At 67.4% G+C, this 17,620-nt stretch carries 17 protein-coding genes and 1 pseudogene; 6 read left to right on the top strand and 12 right to left on the bottom strand.

Features of this window, described 5'->3' with window-relative positions; all coding sequences use genetic code 11:
* Positions 1-12 precede the first annotated feature (12 nt).
* From IE195_RS22635 to IE195_RS22625, 3 genes are all read left to right on the top strand, one after another.
* On the top strand, positions 13-684 hold the full coding sequence (locus IE195_RS22635; protein ID WP_191274989.1) for a potassium channel family protein: 672 nt from the start codon (positions 13-15) through the stop codon (positions 682-684).
* A 177-nt stretch (positions 685-861) separates the two neighbouring features.
* Positions 862-1,905: a metal ABC transporter substrate-binding protein gene (locus tag IE195_RS22630; protein WP_191274987.1), complete on the top strand. Its 1,044-nt coding sequence runs from the start codon at positions 862-864 to the stop codon at positions 1,903-1,905.
* A 349-nt stretch (positions 1,906-2,254) separates the two neighbouring features.
* The gene (locus tag IE195_RS22625) at positions 2,255-2,488 is read left to right on the top strand and encodes a DUF397 domain-containing protein (RefSeq protein ID WP_191274985.1); all 234 of its coding nucleotides are present in this window, start codon (positions 2,255-2,257) and stop codon (positions 2,486-2,488) included.
* Positions 2,489-2,878: 390 nt separating this feature from the next.
* Here IE195_RS22625 and IE195_RS22620 read toward each other — a convergent pair whose 3' ends face one another.
* Together IE195_RS22620 and IE195_RS22615 are read right to left on the bottom strand one after the other, a co-directional pair.
* A complete protein-coding gene (locus IE195_RS22620; protein ID WP_191274983.1) occupies positions 2,879-3,715 on the bottom strand; it encodes a helix-turn-helix domain-containing protein in 837 nt (278 codons plus the stop codon).
* Positions 3,716-3,984: 269 nt separating this feature from the next.
* Positions 3,985-4,482 carry an ATP-binding protein gene (locus tag IE195_RS22615; RefSeq protein ID WP_191275230.1) on the bottom strand — a complete coding sequence of 166 codons (498 nt, stop codon included), beginning with the start codon at positions 4,480-4,482 and terminating at the stop codon, positions 3,985-3,987.
* Positions 4,483-4,801: 319 nt separating this feature from the next.
* On the opposite strand from IE195_RS22615, the gene fabG reads away from it, so the two are divergent.
* The gene (fabG, locus tag IE195_RS22610; RefSeq protein WP_191274981.1) at positions 4,802-5,560 is read left to right on the top strand and encodes a 3-oxoacyl-ACP reductase FabG; all 759 of its coding nucleotides are present in this window, start codon (positions 4,802-4,804) and stop codon (positions 5,558-5,560) included.
* A gap of 188 nt (positions 5,561-5,748) precedes the next feature.
* On the opposite strand, the gene IE195_RS22605 is transcribed toward fabG, so the two are convergent.
* The 10 genes and pseudogenes from IE195_RS22605 to IE195_RS22565 all read right to left on the bottom strand — a co-directional run bounded on the left by IE195_RS22605 (position 5,749) and on the right by IE195_RS22565 (position 15,962).
* Entirely contained in the window at positions 5,749-6,732 is a 984-nt protein-coding gene (locus IE195_RS22605; protein WP_191274979.1) for a serine hydrolase, read from the bottom strand.
* A gap of 195 nt (positions 6,733-6,927) precedes the next feature.
* Positions 6,928-7,545 (bottom strand): energy-coupling factor transporter transmembrane component T family protein, encoded by a 618-nt coding sequence (locus IE195_RS22600; RefSeq protein ID WP_191274977.1) that lies wholly within the window; start codon positions 7,543-7,545, stop codon positions 6,928-6,930.
* The gene (locus IE195_RS22595; protein WP_191274975.1) at positions 7,542-8,285 is read right to left on the bottom strand and encodes an energy-coupling factor ABC transporter ATP-binding protein; all 744 of its coding nucleotides are present in this window, start codon (positions 8,283-8,285) and stop codon (positions 7,542-7,544) included. Before IE195_RS22595 ends, IE195_RS22600 begins: the two co-directional genes overlap by 4 nt.
* Positions 8,285-8,926, bottom strand: coding sequence for a biotin transporter BioY (locus tag IE195_RS22590; RefSeq protein WP_191274973.1), 642 nt, complete (start codon positions 8,924-8,926; stop codon positions 8,285-8,287). The genes IE195_RS22595 and IE195_RS22590 overlap by 1 nt, the downstream gene beginning before the upstream one ends.
* 447 nt (positions 8,927-9,373) lie before the next feature.
* Positions 9,374-9,493 (bottom strand): annotated as a pseudogene (locus IE195_RS26730) (IS5/IS1182 family transposase); the annotation flags it as partial.
* A 649-nt stretch (positions 9,494-10,142) separates the two neighbouring features.
* On the bottom strand, positions 10,143-10,607 hold the full coding sequence (locus IE195_RS22585; RefSeq protein ID WP_191274971.1) for an immunity protein YezG family protein: 465 nt from the start codon (positions 10,605-10,607) through the stop codon (positions 10,143-10,145).
* Positions 10,608-10,617: 10 nt separating this feature from the next.
* Complete coding sequence (locus IE195_RS22580; protein WP_191274969.1) at positions 10,618-13,605, bottom strand: DNA/RNA non-specific endonuclease; 2,988 nt, start codon at positions 13,603-13,605, stop codon at positions 10,618-10,620.
* Between the two features lie 104 nt (positions 13,606-13,709).
* Positions 13,710-14,093, bottom strand: a complete 384-nt coding sequence (locus IE195_RS22575; protein WP_191274967.1) for a DUF6507 family protein — start codon at positions 14,091-14,093, stop codon at positions 13,710-13,712.
* On the bottom strand, positions 14,086-14,388 hold the full coding sequence (locus IE195_RS22570; protein ID WP_191274965.1) for a hypothetical protein: 303 nt from the start codon (positions 14,386-14,388) through the stop codon (positions 14,086-14,088). Before IE195_RS22570 ends, IE195_RS22575 begins: the two co-directional genes overlap by 8 nt.
* 371 nt (positions 14,389-14,759) lie before the next feature.
* Positions 14,760-15,962, bottom strand: coding sequence for a lactonase family protein (locus IE195_RS22565; protein WP_191274963.1), 1,203 nt, complete (start codon positions 15,960-15,962; stop codon positions 14,760-14,762).
* Between the two features lie 445 nt (positions 15,963-16,407).
* Between IE195_RS22565 and IE195_RS22560 the strand changes: the two genes are divergently transcribed.
* A complete protein-coding gene (locus IE195_RS22560; RefSeq protein ID WP_191274961.1) occupies positions 16,408-16,884 on the top strand; it encodes a globin domain-containing protein in 477 nt (158 codons plus the stop codon).
* A gap of 54 nt (positions 16,885-16,938) precedes the next feature.
* Complete coding sequence (locus IE195_RS22555; RefSeq protein ID WP_191274959.1) at positions 16,939-17,589, top strand: pyridoxamine 5'-phosphate oxidase family protein; 651 nt, start codon at positions 16,939-16,941, stop codon at positions 17,587-17,589.
* Positions 17,590-17,620: the final 31 nt, after the last annotated feature.

Below are 17,620 nucleotides of genomic sequence, written 5' to 3'. Positions count from 1 at the left end.
AGGTAGAACCCCGTGCCGCAAAGCAACAAGCTCTCCGACAAACGCATCCTGGTCATCGGGCTCGGCCGGTTCGGCAGCTCACTGGCCCTGGAACTGGTCAACCACGACTGGGAGGTCCTGGGGGTGGACTCCAACCCCAGGGTGGTCCAGGTGTTCGGGGAGTCGCTCACGCACACCGTCATCGCCGACTCCACCGACGACGAGGCCCTGAGACAGATCGGCGCCGCCCAGTTCAGCAGGGCCGTGGTCGCCATAGGGACCCACCTGGAGGAGAGCATCCTGACCACCTCGCAGCTGGTCGACCTGGGGGTGAAGGACATCTGGGCCAAGGCCACCAGCCGACGGCACGGCCGCATCCTCGAACAGGTCGGGGCCCACCACGTCGTCCTGCCCGAACACGACATGGGTGAGCGGGTCGCCCACCTGGTGTCGGGGCGCATGCTCGACTACGTGGAGCTGGAGGAGGGGTTCTCCCTCATCAAGACCAAGGCCCCCCAGGCGCTGATCGGCCGCTCCCTCAGGGAGACCAAGGTCAGGCAGCGTTTCGGGATCACGGTGGTGTCGGTGAAGCGGGTGGGGGCCTCCTTCACCTACGCCACGGAGGAGACGGTGCTGCACAAGGGCGACGTTATCGTGGTGGCCGGCCGCACGAAGGACGTGGAGCGGTTCGCCGAGAACAGTTGACCGGGGCGGTCGGCCATGACCGGAGGGCACGGCCTCTGCGGGCCGGTGCGGTCGGGCCGGAAAGACCGTCAGGGCAGCGGTCGCAGGGGCAGCCGGGAGCCGTTCCCCGAGGCAGCCACCACCACGGACAAATACGGCAAATTGACAACCGTTTTCATTTTCCCGATGATGGTGTCCATGCGAACTGCCACCGTACGAGCCGCCGCCCTCGGCGCCGCCACACTCATGATCGTCGCCGGGTGCGGGAACGACGGAGGTGGGTCCAGTGACGACGGAACCTCCCCCGCCGACGCCGACCTCACCGTCGTCACCGGGGTCTACCCGCTGGAGTGGTTGGCCCAGGAGATCGGCGGGGACGGCGTCGCCGTCGTCCAGCTCACCGAGCCGGGCACCGAACCGCACGACCTGGAGCTGACCGGCCGACAGATCGCCGAGGTCAGCGAAGCCGACATCGCCTTCTACGTCGAGGGCCTCCAGCCCGCGGTGGACGAGGCGGTCGAACAGGAGGCCGCCGAGGCCGCGCTCGACGTCGCCGACACCGTCCAGCTCCGTCCCGCCGACGACGGTACGGACGAGGATGACGAGCACGGCCACGAGGAGGACGCCCACGACCACGGCGAGGACGAGCACGGGCACGAGCACGAGGACGAGGCCGCACACGAGGAGGACGGCCACGAGGAGGACAGCCACGACCACGGCGAGTACGACCCGCACTTCTGGCTGGACGTCGAACTCATGACGGAGGCCGCCGAGGCCCTCGCCGCCCGGATGGCCGAGGCCCACCCCGAGGGCGCCGACCTCTACGAGGAGGGGGCCGAGCGCGTCAGTACCGAGCTCGCCGCCATCGGCACGGAGTACGAGGAGAACCTGTCCTCATGCGAGCACCGTGAGGTGGTCGTGGGGCACACCGCCTTCACCTACCTCACCGACCAGTACGGCCTCGAACAGATCGGGGTCAGCGGAGTCGACCCCGACACCGAACCCTCCCCCGCCCAGATCGCAGCGATCACCGACACCGTCAACGAGCGCGACATCACGACGATCTTCACCGAACCGCTGATGCCCGCCGCCACCGCGGACACCATCGCCGCCGAGACCGGAGCCCGGGTGGAGGTGCTCGACCCGCTGGAGGGCGTTACCGACCAGTCGCCCGGCGACGACTACCCGTCGATCATGCGCGGCAACCTCGACACCCTGTCCACCGCGCTCGTCTGCGAGTAACCCCCACCTCCGAAAGAAACGTCCGAGGGCGCTCCCACGAGCGCTTTCGACACCCGTGTTCGACCCCGCCGGTACACCGGCGGGGTCTTTTGCCAGCACGGAACGACCGGAGCGGACTCCTTCGAGGATCGGCTCCGGGATCGTCACATGACCCCTCTGAGCTGGGTGGAAAGACATTCGGGGATCCTGCGGACCACATCCTGGTCACATGGCGCTTACATCCTTCGAAACCCAGGGACAAGTGGCGATGGTCACGCTATGCTCGTGAGAGTGACAGTGCCGATGCACGTGCATGTGGCAGTGCATCCGCACGCACGTCCCCTCAGAAGAACACAAGGAGCTAGGCGAAATGACCCCACACAACGGCATCCGTGCGACTGAGCTGACCGAGGTCTCCTGGCAGAAGGCCAAGCGCAGCAACTCGCAGGGCGCCTGCGTCGAGATGGCCCGTCTGACCGATGGTTCGATCGCCGTGCGCAACTCACGTTTCCCCACCGGCCCCGCCCTGGTCTACACCCAGGAGGAGATCGACTGCCTCATCCTGGGCGCCAAGGACGGAGACTTCGACAACCTGCTCGGCTGAGATCCCGCAACACTCGGGAACCGCTCTCCGGGAAAGCGCACCGTCCACGGCCTGGCAAGCCTTGTCCGTGCCCTCTCCCAGGCCGCAGGGGGATCAGAACCGGAGGGCTCCGTCCACCGCCGACGGAGCCCTCCACGCCTACACGGGCGACCTCGCCCCGGGGTCCCTCCCGGATCGATTCCACGCGACCGGGTCGACCACACGCAAGAACGGCGTCGGTCGGAACACACGACGCCGCCTCCGAGGTCCCGCCACGACCTCGGGTCCTTCTCCCGGTCCCGCTCCGGAGCACGCCCCCGCCGGGCCGGGGTGTACTCGGCGGCCGCCTACCCTGCCACGCGTGGCCCCAGCGGAACCGCCACCGCGTTCCGGGCCATCGCCGGCCCCGGCTCAGGACTCCTCGAGGTCCTTCAGCATGTCCTTGAGCATGGAGACGGTTTCGTCAGGGGTGGCGGCAGAAACGCTGAGCCTGGTCATGGCCTTCGTGTAGGCCTCGACGGTGGCGGGCTTGTCCACGATCTCGCCGTCGGTGAGCTGTTCGAGGTAGAGGATGTCGGACAGCTCGAAGTCGGAGTAGCGCAGCAACGTGAAGGAACCGGCCTCCGCCGCGTGCGCACCCACCTCGAAGGGGACGATCTGGAGGGTGATGTTCTCGTAGTTCTCGCAGAGGTTGATCAGGTGGCTCAACTGGCCGCGCATGATCTCCGCCCCGCGCTCCCTGCCTCCGATGGGGCGGCGCACGGCGGCCTCGTCGAGGATGATCCACATCCTCTTGCCGAGCTCGATGTGCTTCTGTCTCTGCAGTCTGGCCTTGATCCGCTGTTCGGTCACCAGGTCCGTCTCGACGCCGCCGCTGATGATCTCGCGGGCGTACTCCTCGGTCTGCAGCAGGCCGGGGACGAACTGGGACTCGTAGATGCGGATGTGGTCGGCGGCCTCCTCGAAGCCCACGTAGCGGATGAACCACTTGTGGAGGGCGTCGCCGTACTCCTTCCACCAACCGGGCTGGTTGGATTCGGCCGCGAGTTCCCGGAATTGCTTGAGGAGCTTGCGGTCCGTGACGCCGTACATCTTCAGCAGGTCCTCGATATCCCGGGTCTTGAAACCGACCCGGCCGAGTTCCATGCGGCTGATCTTGGAGGCGGAAGCGCGAATCTTCTCGCCCGCGGCCTCGCGTGTGATACCGCAGCGCTCTCGGTGCTTCCTCAGCTGGTGTCCGAGGAGCATGCGACGCACGGTGGGGCCACTCCCCTGACGCAATTGAGCGATATCCACGTTCGCCGCCTCTCTGTCATTCTCCGGGCTAGGGTATCGGGTCGCCCGGTCCCCTTTGCCGTGCGCTCAGGACACTACACGTACACGATATAGCCAGTACACTGTCCCGATCACGAGCCGTCCCCCGTCCCTCCTTGAGGCGCCCGGACCCCTCCGGCACGTGCCGCTCCCCCGAGGTCCGACCGCGGCCGGCGCCCGAGAACGGACCCAGTGTCACCGACTCACACGAATTGCGCCCAAACGAACTTTCCGCCGGACGGTGTGGGAATCACACCCCACTCTCGCGCGAAAGCGCTCACCAGGGCAAGCCCTCGACCGCCTTCCATGGCGGGATCGGCTTCCCTTCTCCTCGGCAGGTGATCTCCTCCGTCACGAACGGCACAGATGAATTCACTACCGCTACGCATCAGGGAGAGCTGAATACCGGCATCGCCCTGCCTGGTCAAGGCCAGTGGTCCGCCATGGCGCACGGCATTGGTGACCAATTCGGAAACAACCACCGCGACATCACCGGACAAGTACTCCATCTGCCATTCGAGGAGCAGAGCCGCGGAAATCTCACGGGCAGCGCCCACCGCCCCGGGGCGGGAGCGGAAGGTCCACGTGACGGCGTCGTGCCGATCACCGCAGACAGGGGTGTTCCAACGGCGTGACCCGTGCGTCAGGACCCTGAGCCACCAAGCACCGGCTGACTCCGCCACCGCCTCCGCACACTCCATGCCCTTCAACTCCTCACTGACGCGCCGCACCGGGCCGCCGACGAATGGCGGAAGGCTCGTGCTTGTGCACGGCCCGAATGCACGTGCATCTCGGTCTTGGTGGTAATCGTAGGCCACGGTCCGCCAAAGTGCAGGCAAACGCGGACACGGGTCCGACGGGTTTGCAGCGGCGCAGGTGAGGGAGTGCGAACCGGGCCGAGGAAGTTTTACCCGGCGGTTCGGGCGGGAACCGACAACCGCACCCCGGATACGTACCGACCAGTAGGCATGCGGATAGGATTCGCACGCGCCCACCACGTGAATTGATGGAGGTAACACCATGTCCCCAACGCCTCGTGTGGCGATCGTGACCGGCGCGGCCCGCGGTATCGGTGCCGCCACGGCCGAACGGCTGGCCAGTGAGGGTCACGCCGTCGCCGTCGTGGACCTGAAGGAGGCCGACGCCCAGGAGGTCGTGGACCGCATCACGGCCGACGGCGGCAAGGCCGTCGCGGTGGGCTGCGACGTCTCCGACGCCGACCAGGTGACCGCCGCGGTCGACACCGTCGCCGAACGGCTCGGCCCGCCCGCGATCCTCGTCAACAACGCGGGTGTGCTCCGCGACAACCTCCTGTTCAAGATGTCCCCGGACGACTGGGACACCGTCATGAACGTCCACCTGCGCGGCTCCTTCCTGATGAGCAAGGCCGCCCAGGCGCACATGACCGCCAACAAGTGGGGCCGGATCGTGAACCTGTCCAGCTCCTCCGCGCTGGGCAACCGCGGCCAGGCCAACTACTCGGCCGCCAAGGCCGGCCTGCAGGGCTTCACCAAGACCCTCGCGATCGAACTGGGCAAGTTCGGCGTCACCTGCAACGCGATCGCCCCCGGTTTCATCGAGACCGCGATGACCCGCGCCACCGCCGAGCGGATGGGCATCAACTACGACGACATGAAGGCCTTCAAGGCCAAGGAGATCCCGGTGCAGCGGGTCGGCGGGCCCGAGGACATCGCCAACGCCGTGGCCTTCTTCACCGGTGAGGACGCGGGCTTCGTGTCCGGACAGGTCCTCTACGTCGCCGGAGGTCCGCTGGACTAGTCGGAGCCGCGCTTCGAGCAGCACCGGGCGCCCCGCCGGAACCGCGGTTCCGGCGGGGCGCCCCCGTGTGTGCCGGGTGGGCCGTGTGCACCGGGAGGGCCGTGTGCACCGAACGGGTTCGGCGGCCGCCGCCGCGAGCGGCCCTGGCCGGAACCGGCCACGGTGCGCCCGTGGCAGGCTCCCGGGGCCTATCGGGGGTGGGGGCCGGCGCCCCCGTGTTCGGGGCGGTCCTCGATGGCCCCGGTGACCTCGGCGACCGCCTCCTCCACCAGGGCGACCCCGGTGAAGTAGTCGGGGTGGTCGTCGGTGAGGACAGCGATCAGGTACTCGCGGTCGGGGCCGGTCACGTAGCCGACGCTGTTGATGTTCCACAGGCCGCCGTTGGAGGCGCGGGGGGTCCAGCCGTTCTTGAGGCCCACGGTGTCCCCGGGGTCGGCCGCGGCGGAGACCCCCCAGGCCTGTTCGGGGGCGACCCCCTCCATGAGCCCGCGGGCGTAGGCGCACTCGTCCGCCGAGAGCGGGCCCTGCCCGGTGTACAGGGCGCGGAGCAGGCGGAGCTGGTCGGCGGGGGTGGTCAGCGTGGCGCCCCAGGTCCCGTACCGGTTCGGGTCGGTGTTGGTGAACCCGAGTCTCTCGGCGTGGCGGAGGAACCCGTCGGTGAAGCCCATCCGGGCGTAGAGGCCGTCGGTGACCGAGTTGTCGCTGTAGCGGATCATCTGCTCGGTCTGGAACCGCTCGTCCCGGGTGAGTTCGCGGCCCTCCTCCGCGGCGTGCATCAGGAGCATGGTCAGAACGGTCAGCTTGGCGACGCTCGCCGTGGAGAACTGCTGCTCCGGGTTGTGGCTGAAGGTCGTCCCGGTACGCAGGTCCTGGACCGCGATCCCGAGCCGGACCCCGTGCTCGACCTCGAGGTCACCGATCCGCGCGGAGAGCTCGGCCCGCCGTTCCGGGTGCAGAGCCGTGCCGCCCGTCGGCGGGGCGGTGACGGGCTCGAAGGGCACCAGCGGCAGCGGGGCGGGGGCGGCCAGCTGGTTGAGGAATGCCGTGTCGGGGGTCAGGACGACGACGTTCGCGGAGAGCGCCCCGGGGAGGGCGAAGGTCATGCACAGGGCGATGAGGATCGCGGTCAGGCTCGATCGGATCCGTTGTTCGGCGGGGAGGCGCCGGGGCACACGATCACCGGTTCGTCTACACCATGGGGGATGTTGCGCAGGTAATTATCCTGGGATATCCGCCGAAAAGCACCTGTCCGATACTGAATCGGTACCGAGTCCCGCCGGAGGGGTGCCCTCCTCCCCGGTGATCTTGCTACCAGGGGCGACTTCGGCGCCGAGGTTGCCCCTGGTAGCAAGATCACCGCTGGGAGGCTAGGTGCGGGTGTCCTCGTCGATCCCCCGAGCCACGAGGGCCTCACCGGTGGCGTCGGCCATCCGCAGCAACTGGACGATCACCGGCACCACGAGCAGGTGCGGGCGGCCGGAGAGCCCCCGCGCCCGGTAGCCCTCGCGGGCGGCGCGCCAGGCGGTGGCGACCATCGGGATGGAGCGGATGGTCAGGGCGAGGACGAGGGCGACCCGGTCCGGGTTGACGCCCAACCGGCGCAGGGGTCGGGCCAGTCGCTCGAACAGGTCGAGCATCTCCCGCACCCGGGTGGTGAGGGTGACGGCGTTGGCGAGCAGGACCAGCGCGGCGAGCTGGGCGCAGAGCCGGACCCCCTCCGCCCAGGCGCCGACGAACAGGGCCTGGAACACCCCGATGGCCAGCAGGAACGGCCACAGGGTCCGCAGCACCCCGAGGGCCCGGCGCGGGTGCAGGCCGACGAGCGGGTACAGCAGCAGACTCGCGGCGAGTGCGCCCAGGGCCGCCCACAGGTTGGCGGCGATCAGCAGGGCGGCGCCGACGACCAGCAGGGCGAGGAGTTTGGGCCCGGCGGCGATCCGGTGCAGCGGCCCGGTGCCGGGGACGTACAGCCCGATCACGCTCACGGGGCCGCCCCGGTTCCGGGGGCCCCCGGGTCTCCGGCGCCGGCCCCCTCGGGCTCGGAGGGTTCGCTGTCCATGAGCCTGGTGTAGAAGGCGACCGCGTCGGAGGGGAAGCCGTCGAAGGCCACCCGGCCGTCGCTCATCACCAGGACCCGGTCGAAGCCGGTGAGCAGGTCGAGGTCGTGGGTGAAGAGGACGACCTGTTGGTCGAGCCCGGCCAGGGTGCGGTGGACCATGCGGGTGTTGCGCAGGTCGAGCAGGGTGGTGGGCTCGTCGCAGACCAGGATCTCAGGGCCGGTGACCAGGACCGACGCCAGGGCGAGGAGCTGTTTCTGGCCGCCGGAGAGCAGGTGCCCGGGGTGGTCGCGGTGGTCGGCCAGACCGTACCGGTCCAGGGCGGCGTCGACCCGGCGGGCGGTCTCGGCGCGGCCCAGGCGCAGGGCGCGCAGGCCGATCTCCACGTCCTCGGCGACCGTCGGCATGATGATCTGGTTGGCGGCGTCGGAGAAGACGAACCCGACACGGCGCCGGATGTGCTTGGCGTGCCGCCGGGTGTCCCACTCCCCCAGCGACACACGGCCCCGGTCCGGTAGGACGAGCCCGTTGAGGGTGCGGGCGAGCGTGGACTTGCCCGATCCGTTGGCCCCGATCACGCCGATGCGGTGCTCGGCGAGGTCGAGGTCGATGTCGCGCAGGACGGCGCGGCCTTCGTAGGAGTGGGAGACCCCCTCGAGACGGAGCATCAGGCGCTCTTTCCGCCCGTGTCGGCGGTGTCGCCGCCGTCGATGACCGGCCGTCCCGCGGGCGGGAGCGGGTAGGCGCGGAAGACGGCGCTGGCGATGGCCGCGGTGAGGACCGCCTTGACGAGGTCGCCGGGGAGGAAGACGACCATGGACATGGCCGCGGCGAGGACGCCGTCACCGAGGACCACGGCCATCCAGGGGACGCCGATGGCGTAGATGACGACGATGCCGCCGAGGACGTTGACGAGCAGGCCCTGCCAGAAGCGGTACCTGCCCCGGCGGACCATGAGGTCGGTGAGCAGGCCGATGACCAGGGCGGCGAAGATCCAGCTGACGATGAACCCGGCGGAGGGTCCGGCGAGGACCGCGAGTCCGCCGCGACCGCCCGCGAAGAGGGGGAGCCCGGCCAGGCCGAGGGCGAGGAAGGTGGCGACTGCGAGGCTGCCGCGCTTCCAGCCGAGGAGGCTGGGGGCGAGCATGATGCCCAGGGTCTGGAGGGTGATCGGCACGGGAAGGCCGGGGACGGGGATGGCGACGGTGACGCTGAGCGCGGCGATGAGCGCGGCGAACACGGCGACGAGGGCGAGGTCGCGCGAGGTAAGGCCCCGGTAGCGGACGTGGGCCGTCACTGTGGTGGGCATGCGTGGTTCCCCTCGGGGAGGTCTCGGGAGCAGATCACCGTCCATTGTCCGTTATGCCGGTTCACCGGTGAGGAGGCGGGGCGCACAGAAGAGTCCGGGGCGGAGTTGTAGGGGTTCGACTGAGACCCAGGTCACGGGCGCGAACCTCTGGCGGTCGGAGACGGCTCCCCCGAGTGCTGGAACCTGGTGCGCGTGGTCGTACCCGACTCCGAACGCCGCCGCGAGCGGCCCACCCACCCCGGCGGTCGGGTGTGACTGGGCTGGCCGGGGACCGTCTCGGTGCGGGGACTGGGGGTGGTGCGATCGGGTTGCTGGGCTGGTTCAGGTAGGAAGTTCTCCGTACCAGCTGCGCTGGAGGAGGTGCTCGGACAAGTATCCGGACTCGACATCGAAATGGAAGTCCGGGTCCACCCCAGAGCTCATCTCAAAAGCCGCCAGCATGCTTGGTCAGCTGCTTGTAACAGATGAGGATGCAGGCACCAGGAAGGTGGAGGCTTTGCATTCCCAGCGCACGTTCAACCTTCGGCAGGAGCACAGCCAAGCAATGGAGCGCTCGACCTTGTACCGGCACCGCCCCAGACGTTAGGAGAACTCGATACCGTGGCGGGCGATGCGCACCCCAATCCCCCGCTCGCGTAGCCAGCGGCGCCGATCGCGAGAATAGTAGGCTTCGCCGGGAGCGTACCGCCGGGATTCGCCGCACCAGGGGTTGAAGTGCTTGGCCATCGTTGACGTTGGCCGCGGAGATCGCGTGGGTAAGCAGAAGGCCCTGGTTGTCGCGCAGCAGGTGGAGTTTGGAGCCGGGTTTGCCACGGTCAATGGGTTTTAGCCCTGTTTCCCCCTGGCTTGGTACGGGTCGGCTGGGAGTCGACGGTGGAGCGGGACCAGTCCAGCAGGGCACGCCTGACCACCTCATCCAGGATCATGCGGTGGATCGTGGGCCACAGACCCGTCTCGGTCCAGATCCTTCAACCAGTGGTGGACGGTAGCACGGGTGACACCGAGAAGGCCGTCGGCCTTCTCCCATGAGCAGCCGAGGCCTGGACGGACAGCACGGTGGTCAGTACCACTCTCTGGTCCGCACGCGGCCGGCCGGTCTTCGGTGGCGGGGGTAGTAGCGATTGGACGGTCGCCCAGAGCCCGGCGGGCAACATACTACTCACAGGGTGTGATCATGCCAGGCGCAGAGCTACTCGCGGGACTTTAGGATGAGTTCTTATTGATCCTCTTGATTTGAATCTTCAATCCGCTCGCGCTCCCTCCTTTTGCATTCTTCAAATTTTCCAAAAAGCCACTCTGGAATATTTTCCAGAGCGCGAGGAAACTTCAAATAATCATTGGCATACCGCTCGGAGTCCAGTGGATAGGGAAAAGGGGGCTCATTGTCGTAATCATATTCGACCTTGAACCTCCCGGGCTTTTCAAGGGAGTATTGAGCTGAAAACCAAGTTCCATATTCAGCGGTGTGCATGCCTTCGCGCAACTCCCGGAATGCCATACTTGCCGAGAAGGGAATATCGAAAAATTCGCGGCTTCCGTCTTCCTTGAAAACCTCAACAGAGGAAGTGGAAACCTCCGCCAACATGAACACATCTACTTCAATCCGAAGCCAATCCTCCGGGGCCTCCGACGCCAAGTTTCTCCCGATTTCAATCAGCTTTTCGTGTTCCGAGAATTCCATACCGAACCCCTTAATGTCCAATAGTTGAATTGCCGCCCGGGAGGGATGCCGCGTATCCCTCTTTGATCGGCGGCGAGTTGACGTATTCTAGCACAGGAAACTCCTTCTTGACTTGAATGACCTCTCCGGTATCCGGATTTCTCCTGTGCGTCGTCAGGAGAGGGGGCTTGCCATTGACCAAGGCTTTCACCCTAATCGCAGTCGGGACGTCTGATTCTGTTGCGAACAAGCACTCAATCTCAAAGTCAACCCTGTTATTACTATTCTTCAAGACATTTGCCAAGGCAACTTCCAGGTCACGGAAGTTGACATGCGGAACGTTCGGCCCCCTCTGGTGCTTATTGGTCAGCTCCATCTGCGCGAAGAGGTTGATGCTGTGCCCGGTCCCTCCAAATTTTGTCCCAATCAGGTGACCACCATTCCAAGCGACACTCTCGAATGCATCCTTAAGAGAAGCGCTCTTCGGGTTCCCCTCGTCCACCCTGGGATCATCAAAGTAATCTTTGCCCTCATTTCCCGCAGCACTTTGCTGATTATTGTGCCTGTATTTTTTATCAGCCTTATCCAAAAGATCGAGCTCCCCGTAAGCCCGAACCGTCCTTGAGCTTGCATCTGTTTGGAATACAAATTTCTTATTCGACCCAGACTTGGTTGAATCAATGATGTAATTTACCCTGGGGAGGGGGTTCCCGAGATCAGGATTCCAGGATCCCGACTCTCCGGGAAAAGTCCTGATCTCGACAATCTTTCCATCTGGGCCAGTGCTATAGATTCCCCGATAGCGCCCAGATTTATCATAAACTTTATAGTGCTTATTTGGGTCCAGGTTGCTAGTATCAAACGGACTTTCTCGGCTCGGTGCGCGATCGCTGTCGGAACCGATCGACTCCAGAGGAGAGGGATCTTTACTGATATCTGGATCTGGAAGCCTGCGACCAGGGGCATCCCAAGCATTTTGGGGTCGGGAGGAAGAATCATCAAAATCGATTTCACCTTCCCTCCCCATATTGCGAGACGACCTCTCTGGCAAGCCTGATGATTCACGAGCAGAAAGGCCTTCGCCGGAGTTGTTTTCCTCACGGAAAGATGATGAATTCGAATCGCTTCGGATTGATGCCGAGGTCATCTCTCTGTGAGTACTGGCGGCGTGAGAGTCACCGGCATTCCCAGGGGAGTTAGTTCTGCCGTCCTGGTTGGTCGCGGTGGGGTTGCGGTCCTGCACCCGCGGGCTCTCACGACCGTCGGGCGAAGCCTCGGAGCGAGGATCGCGTTGGCCCGCACGGTCACCATCGGAACGTGCGCCCTCGCTGTCGTTCACACGCAGATGCTGGTCCTGGGAACCACGGCTCTGCGCATGCTGGACATCGGCGTCGGGCCGGGGCGCTGTGGTGGCCAGCTCCCGAGCGCGGGGGTCCGGTTCGTCGAGGAGCTCACTGGCCGTCCAGCGGCTTTCCGGGGACCCCGCAGGACCATGCGGGTCGGTCTTGGCCGCCCGGTCCACACTCTGGAGTTCGGGGGCGGCCTGCTGGCTCACCCTCGCATCGAACTCCTGGTTCTCCGGGTGGTTGATGATCTGCTCGTACAGAGCCAGGTCCCCCACCCGGGCCTCCTCCGGGTCGGCCCCCGCCGAGCTCGGGGAACGCTGAGAGGAGTAGCTGGCCTCGCTCTGACCCGGGCGGGGTTGTGAGGGACGGCCACCGCCGGGGGAGGTCTCGCTGTCCGCGCCATGACTCACAGCGATCCGGTCCAGGCTGGCCCGCATCTCGTTGAGCTGTTCGGGGCTGAAGCCGCTGGTGTCGAGGTTGCTCAGGTCGACCGGCACCACCGGGGCACCGTTACCGCCGAAGGCGGGCATCTCCGGGAGCTCGGGCAGGTCCACATCCATGCCCGAACCACCGCGGCCGGAGCTGCCCATGCCGTCCAGGACGGCCGCGCCGCGCCAGAGCATCAACGGCACACCCACCACCGCGCCCACACCCGTGGCGGTCAGGGCCGCACCACCCACGGTCGCCCCGATGTTGAGCAACGCGGTACCGATCACATAACCGGGCCGCTCCCCCCACTCCTCCCAGGGCACCACCGAGTGCGCCAGGTCCTTCCAGGCCTCACCCGCCGAGCCCAAACCGGACCAGCCCAGGGAGTCGCTCTCGGCGTCATACATCCCCACCAACGAGGCCGCCGAGGTCAGGTTGTCCCAGTGGTACTCCTTGAGCGCATCCCCCCAGGACTGGTTGAACCACCCCTGTGAGGAGTGCGCACCCACCATCGCGCCCACATCCTCGGCCGCGCCCACACCGAAGTCCCACACCGCATCACCCACGTCCTGGTACCAGAACGTGTCGGCCCCGGCCGGATCGCCCCACGTGGAGGGGATGTCGGTGTTGAGGTTGACCGTGTCGTAGACGAACGCGTTCGGCCCCAGCGGTTTGCCCTGGGCCTCCTCGCCGCTGAGGAAGTCGGTGCGGCCGACGATGCCGATGTTGATCTTGTTGGCGCAGTCACGCTCGGCCTCCTCGAAGGCGGCGATCAGCTTCTCCGCCTCACCGTGCAGCCGATCGTTCTCCTCGACGTTGCTACTCGTCCTGGTGAGCAGATGGTCGGGCTTGTCCCACTCGTCGTCACCCGCGATACCGGCCAGGAAGGCGTTGGCCTCGGTTTTGAGGCTGCGCCAGTCCGCCTGGATCTCGCGGACGGTCTCGGCGAAGGTCTCCAGGGCGCTGGCCACGCGTTCGGTGGCCAGCTCGATCACGGCCCCGTTGGAGGTCACCGGGGCCAGCGCCGAGTACAGCTCCTCGGCCTCGGGGGCGCTGTAGCACTCGCTCAGCCCGTCCCAGGCCGAGACGATGTCATCGCCGTTCTGGGACATGTTCACGCCACCGGTGCGCAGCTTGGCCGCGCGTATCTCCAGCACGTGGGTCATGGTTTCGGGGACCGGGAACAGGCTCGGGTCGATCTTGTTGTCGCCGTCGGTCAGGGAGGGCTGCTCGTCGGTGGGCACGCAAGGACTCCAAGGGGAGGGAGAGGGCCGTGGGGTCGGCCCGAGGGGGAGACGAACGGGGACAGCGGTGGATCCGGGGGCTCGAAGCTACAGGCCGGAGTTGCTCAGACGGGGCGGCCCGCGCCCGGTCCGCCCACCGGCCCGGAGGGGACCGTGGGGTCGGGGACCTCCCCAGCGGTGCTCTGCGCCTCGGCGGCCATCTCCAGATCACCGTTGACGTAGGCGTTGGTGGCATCACTGGCACCCTCGATGCCACTGGCCGTCTTGGCGACCATCTCGCCCATCACCCCGAAGTAGTGCCCGCAGAACTCGCCCAGCGCGATACTGACCGGGGTGCTGTGCGCGGCCGACTCACTGCCGGTGATGGCCTCCTGGATGGCGTCCATGTGCCCGAGCAGGCCCTCACCCCCGCCCTCCTCACCGATGTAGCCGGCGACCTGGGTCAGCACCGTGCCCACCTGGCCCGGGTCCACACTCCAGCTACCCACCGCCGCCTCCCCGGGGCCGGGGGCCGAAGACCTCGGGACGGAAGAGCCCGCTCTCCTGCTCGGAGCCGGAGGCGCTCAGGGGCGGCTCCGGCTGGGGGCGGGCTGCCTCGACGGTGTACAGCATCCGGTTCAGGGAGGTGTGCAGCCGGTCGAGGTCGGTCCGGGTCCGGAGGTGCAGCCGCTCACCGGCCGCGGCGATCAGAGCGGCAGGCGAGGGAGGTCCCTCCTGGTCCTGTCCGGGATCCGGGTCGGGAGGTGAGTCCCACTCCTGTTCCGGGGTGAACTCGAACTTCACGGGCCTGCTCCTCCGCTCTGGTCCGCACAACGAGATGGCTTTGCGTTCTATGAGTCGCGCCGTGCGTAGCCGCGGTTCTAATTCTGTCGGGATCTGTCCCGATGTGTCAGCGCCCGTTCACGGCACGGAAGGAGAGCGGCAGGAGGAGGACAGGAGTTTCGGAAGGTCGCACGCCCAGCGCGATCGCACGGAACGCGAAGAGAAGCCCCGGCCGACATCAGACATGTGACGCACTTCACGCCAGTGTTGGGGGCGCGGCTCCGGGCTCGCCTCTGACAGTCGGGAGAGCAGGGAAACCGGCGTCCCTACCCGACACCGGGCATGCCCGCCCGGCTCCGCCGCGTCAGCGGAGGAGCCGGGCGGGGTTCTGGTCAGGCCCGGTCGGTCTCGGCCCTTCGGATCCTCTTGATGGGGACCGGGAGCACGCACACCGGCACCGGGACCCCCAGGCGGTGGCCGGTGTCGGCGGGGATCCCGGTGTCCGGGTCGATGCGCAGCGACATCAGCTCGTCCCCGTTCTGGGCGGCGGCGACCAGGTGGTCCGGCTCGTCCCGGTGGCCGCGCAGCACGGTGAAGTGGCGGGGCCAGGCGCCCACGGGGGTGTCGGCGAGGTGCTCCAGGCGGGCGCCGCCGTCACGGACCGCGAAGGTGGAGACGACGTCGGCGCCCCGGTTGGACACGTACAGTCGGCCCTCGTAGGTACTGGTCAGCGGCAGGGCGTCGCCCTCGGCGATCTCGCGCCCCTCGACCTTGAGCCGGTGCAGGGCGATCTCGGCGGGGAAGTTCTTCCCGGCGGCCTCGTCCGCGGTCGCGGTGACCGAGCCCAGGTGTTCCCCGGTACCGGAGACCCCGTCCCAGCGGACGACGTGCACCCGGGAGTCGAGCTCCCCCGCGACGTACACGTGGTCGCCGTTGACGACCGCGTGGCGGGGCCCGGTGCCCGGCGGCAGCGGAACCCCGGGGAAGGAGTCCTCCCGGGGCTCGGGAGCGTCCTCGGCGAGCTGTTCGGGGACCGGGCTGTAGTGGTAGGCGCGCAGTTCGTCGGTGCCCAGGTCCGCGGCGAGCAGGTAACGGTTGCCGGGTTCGAAGGAGTCGAGGGCGACGGCGGTGCTGTGCGCGTGCGGCCCCTCCTGGCGGTCGGTGACCGGACCGGTGCCCTGGTGCGCGAGTTCGAGGGTGACCCCGGTGGGTGCGCCGTCCTCACCGGTGGACACGAGGGTCACCACACCGTTGGCGTAGTTGGTGACGGCCACCTGGCGGGGGCCGAGGTAGCGGACGTGGCAGGGGGAGCCGCCGCCGGTCGGCACCGAGCCGAGTTCGGTGAGGGTGGCGTCGCCGTGGACCCGGAACGAGGTGAGGCTGCCCTCGGCGCGCTCGTTGACCGCGTACACCGTGGGAGGTTCGGGGCGGTAGGCGAGGAAGGAGGGGCCCGGAGTACGGGCCGCCACCCCGCCGTCGGTCATCGCGCCGGTGTGCGGGTCGAACCAGACCCGGTGGATGCCCCGTCCCTCCCCCTGCGGGTCGGAGTCGGGGGTGTAGGTCCCCACGAGCAGGAGTCGTCGTGGTGTGTCCACCGGGTGCCTCGTTTCCTTCGCCTGGGGCGGAGATTTGGTCTATACCACCGGCGGCATGTTACCGCCCTGACCTCCACCGGGAAAAGGACGTGTTCGCCCCTCTCGGGTCCCAAACTCATGAGTCACAGAACTACTCATGAGTCACAAAACAGAAACCTCTGCACTGAGTAGTGCATCTGTTACAGTTCCTCCACAACAGCCCGGTACAGGGATTTCAGGGCCGCCTCCGCCACACCTGCCCCGTTCACAGCGCCCAGCTTCTGCCCCAGAAGGGCGGCGAGGCCGCGAACGGACGGACGGCATCCAGGAGCCCCGCGCGCAAGCGCGTGCGGCCCACAGAAGAACATCCCGGTGAGGGCCCCGTCGTCCACGGTGCCGACGGGCGCGCGCCGCGGCGCGTACTCACCGCCCGTGGTTCCCCGCTCACCTGAAAACTGGACCCGCCTTGACCCTCCGTTCCATATCCGAAGTGCCGCTCCCCGACCAGGAGACCATCGATCTGGTCCGCCAGTCGTGCGTCGACATCCCCGAGGGATCGACACGTCTGGCCAGATCCTTCTACGACAACCTCTTCGCCATGGTTCCCGAGGTGCGGGGCATGTTCTCCGCCGACATCAAACCGCAGCAGCAGCGCATGGCCGACGCCCTCCTGTCCGTGGTCCGCCACCTCGACTCCCCCGACGAGGTCGCGCGGTACCTCCAGCGCCTGGGACTGCAGCACCGCCGGGAACTGGGCGTGCTCCCCGAGCACTACCCCCACGTCGGGCGCGCCCTGGTCCGCGCGGTCAGCGAGACCTCCCCCACCTGGTCGTCCTCGATGAGTTCGGCATGGGTGCTGGTCTACCAGTGGGTCACCGCCAACATGCTCGCCGGCGCCGAACTCGCCGCGGCCTCCCCCACCGCGCCCCGGAGGGCGCACTGACGGCCGCCGGAGCTCCGTCCCCCGCACACCGCACACCGTCGAAAGCCTTCGTTCATGACACAGACCGACCCGAACCGCATGCCCGGAACCGAGGGAGAGCGCCACGTACAGGCGGTCATGGGCACGACCGACCGCGCCGACCGCTTCTACCGGGACCAGATGCTGGACCACCTCAACCCGGCCATGAAGGAGTTCATCGCACGTCAGGAGATGCTGTTCATCGCCACGGCGGACAGCCGGGGCGAGTGCGACTCCAGCTTCAGGGCCGGACCGCCCGGTTTCGTCCACGTCATCGACGACCGCACCCTCGCCTACCCGGAGTACCGCGGCAACGGCGTGTTCGCCAGCGCGGGCAACGTCGTCCAGAACCCGCACATCGGGCTGATGTTCCTCGACTTCCAGCGGGAGCGGATCGGCCTGCACGTCAACGGCCGGGTGAAGATCATGGAGGACGAGCGCCTGCGCCCCCGCGTTCCGGGTCTCCCCCTGCCCCAAACACCCGGCCAGCGGGCCCAGATGTGGATGATGGTCCAGGTCGAGGAGGCCTACATCCACTGCCGCAAGCACATCCCCCACCTGCGCAGGGTCGGCGCCGACGAGTCCTGGGGCACGGACGACGCCCTGAGCAAGGGCGGTGACTTCTTCGCCGCCAAACAGGAGAACGAAGCCCGCAGAGGAGCGACCTCCGCTGCCGGGTACCCGTAGACCGTTCCGCGGGCGGGGACGGTGCCGGGAC

Origin of the sequence: Nocardiopsis terrae (assembly GCF_014651695.1) — a bacterium.
In the GTDB taxonomy this organism is placed as follows: domain Bacteria; phylum Actinomycetota; class Actinomycetes; order Streptosporangiales; family Streptosporangiaceae; genus Nocardiopsis; species Nocardiopsis terrae.
The sequence above is the reverse complement of the archived record's forward strand: the minus strand, read 5'-3'. Positions and strand labels throughout refer to the sequence as shown.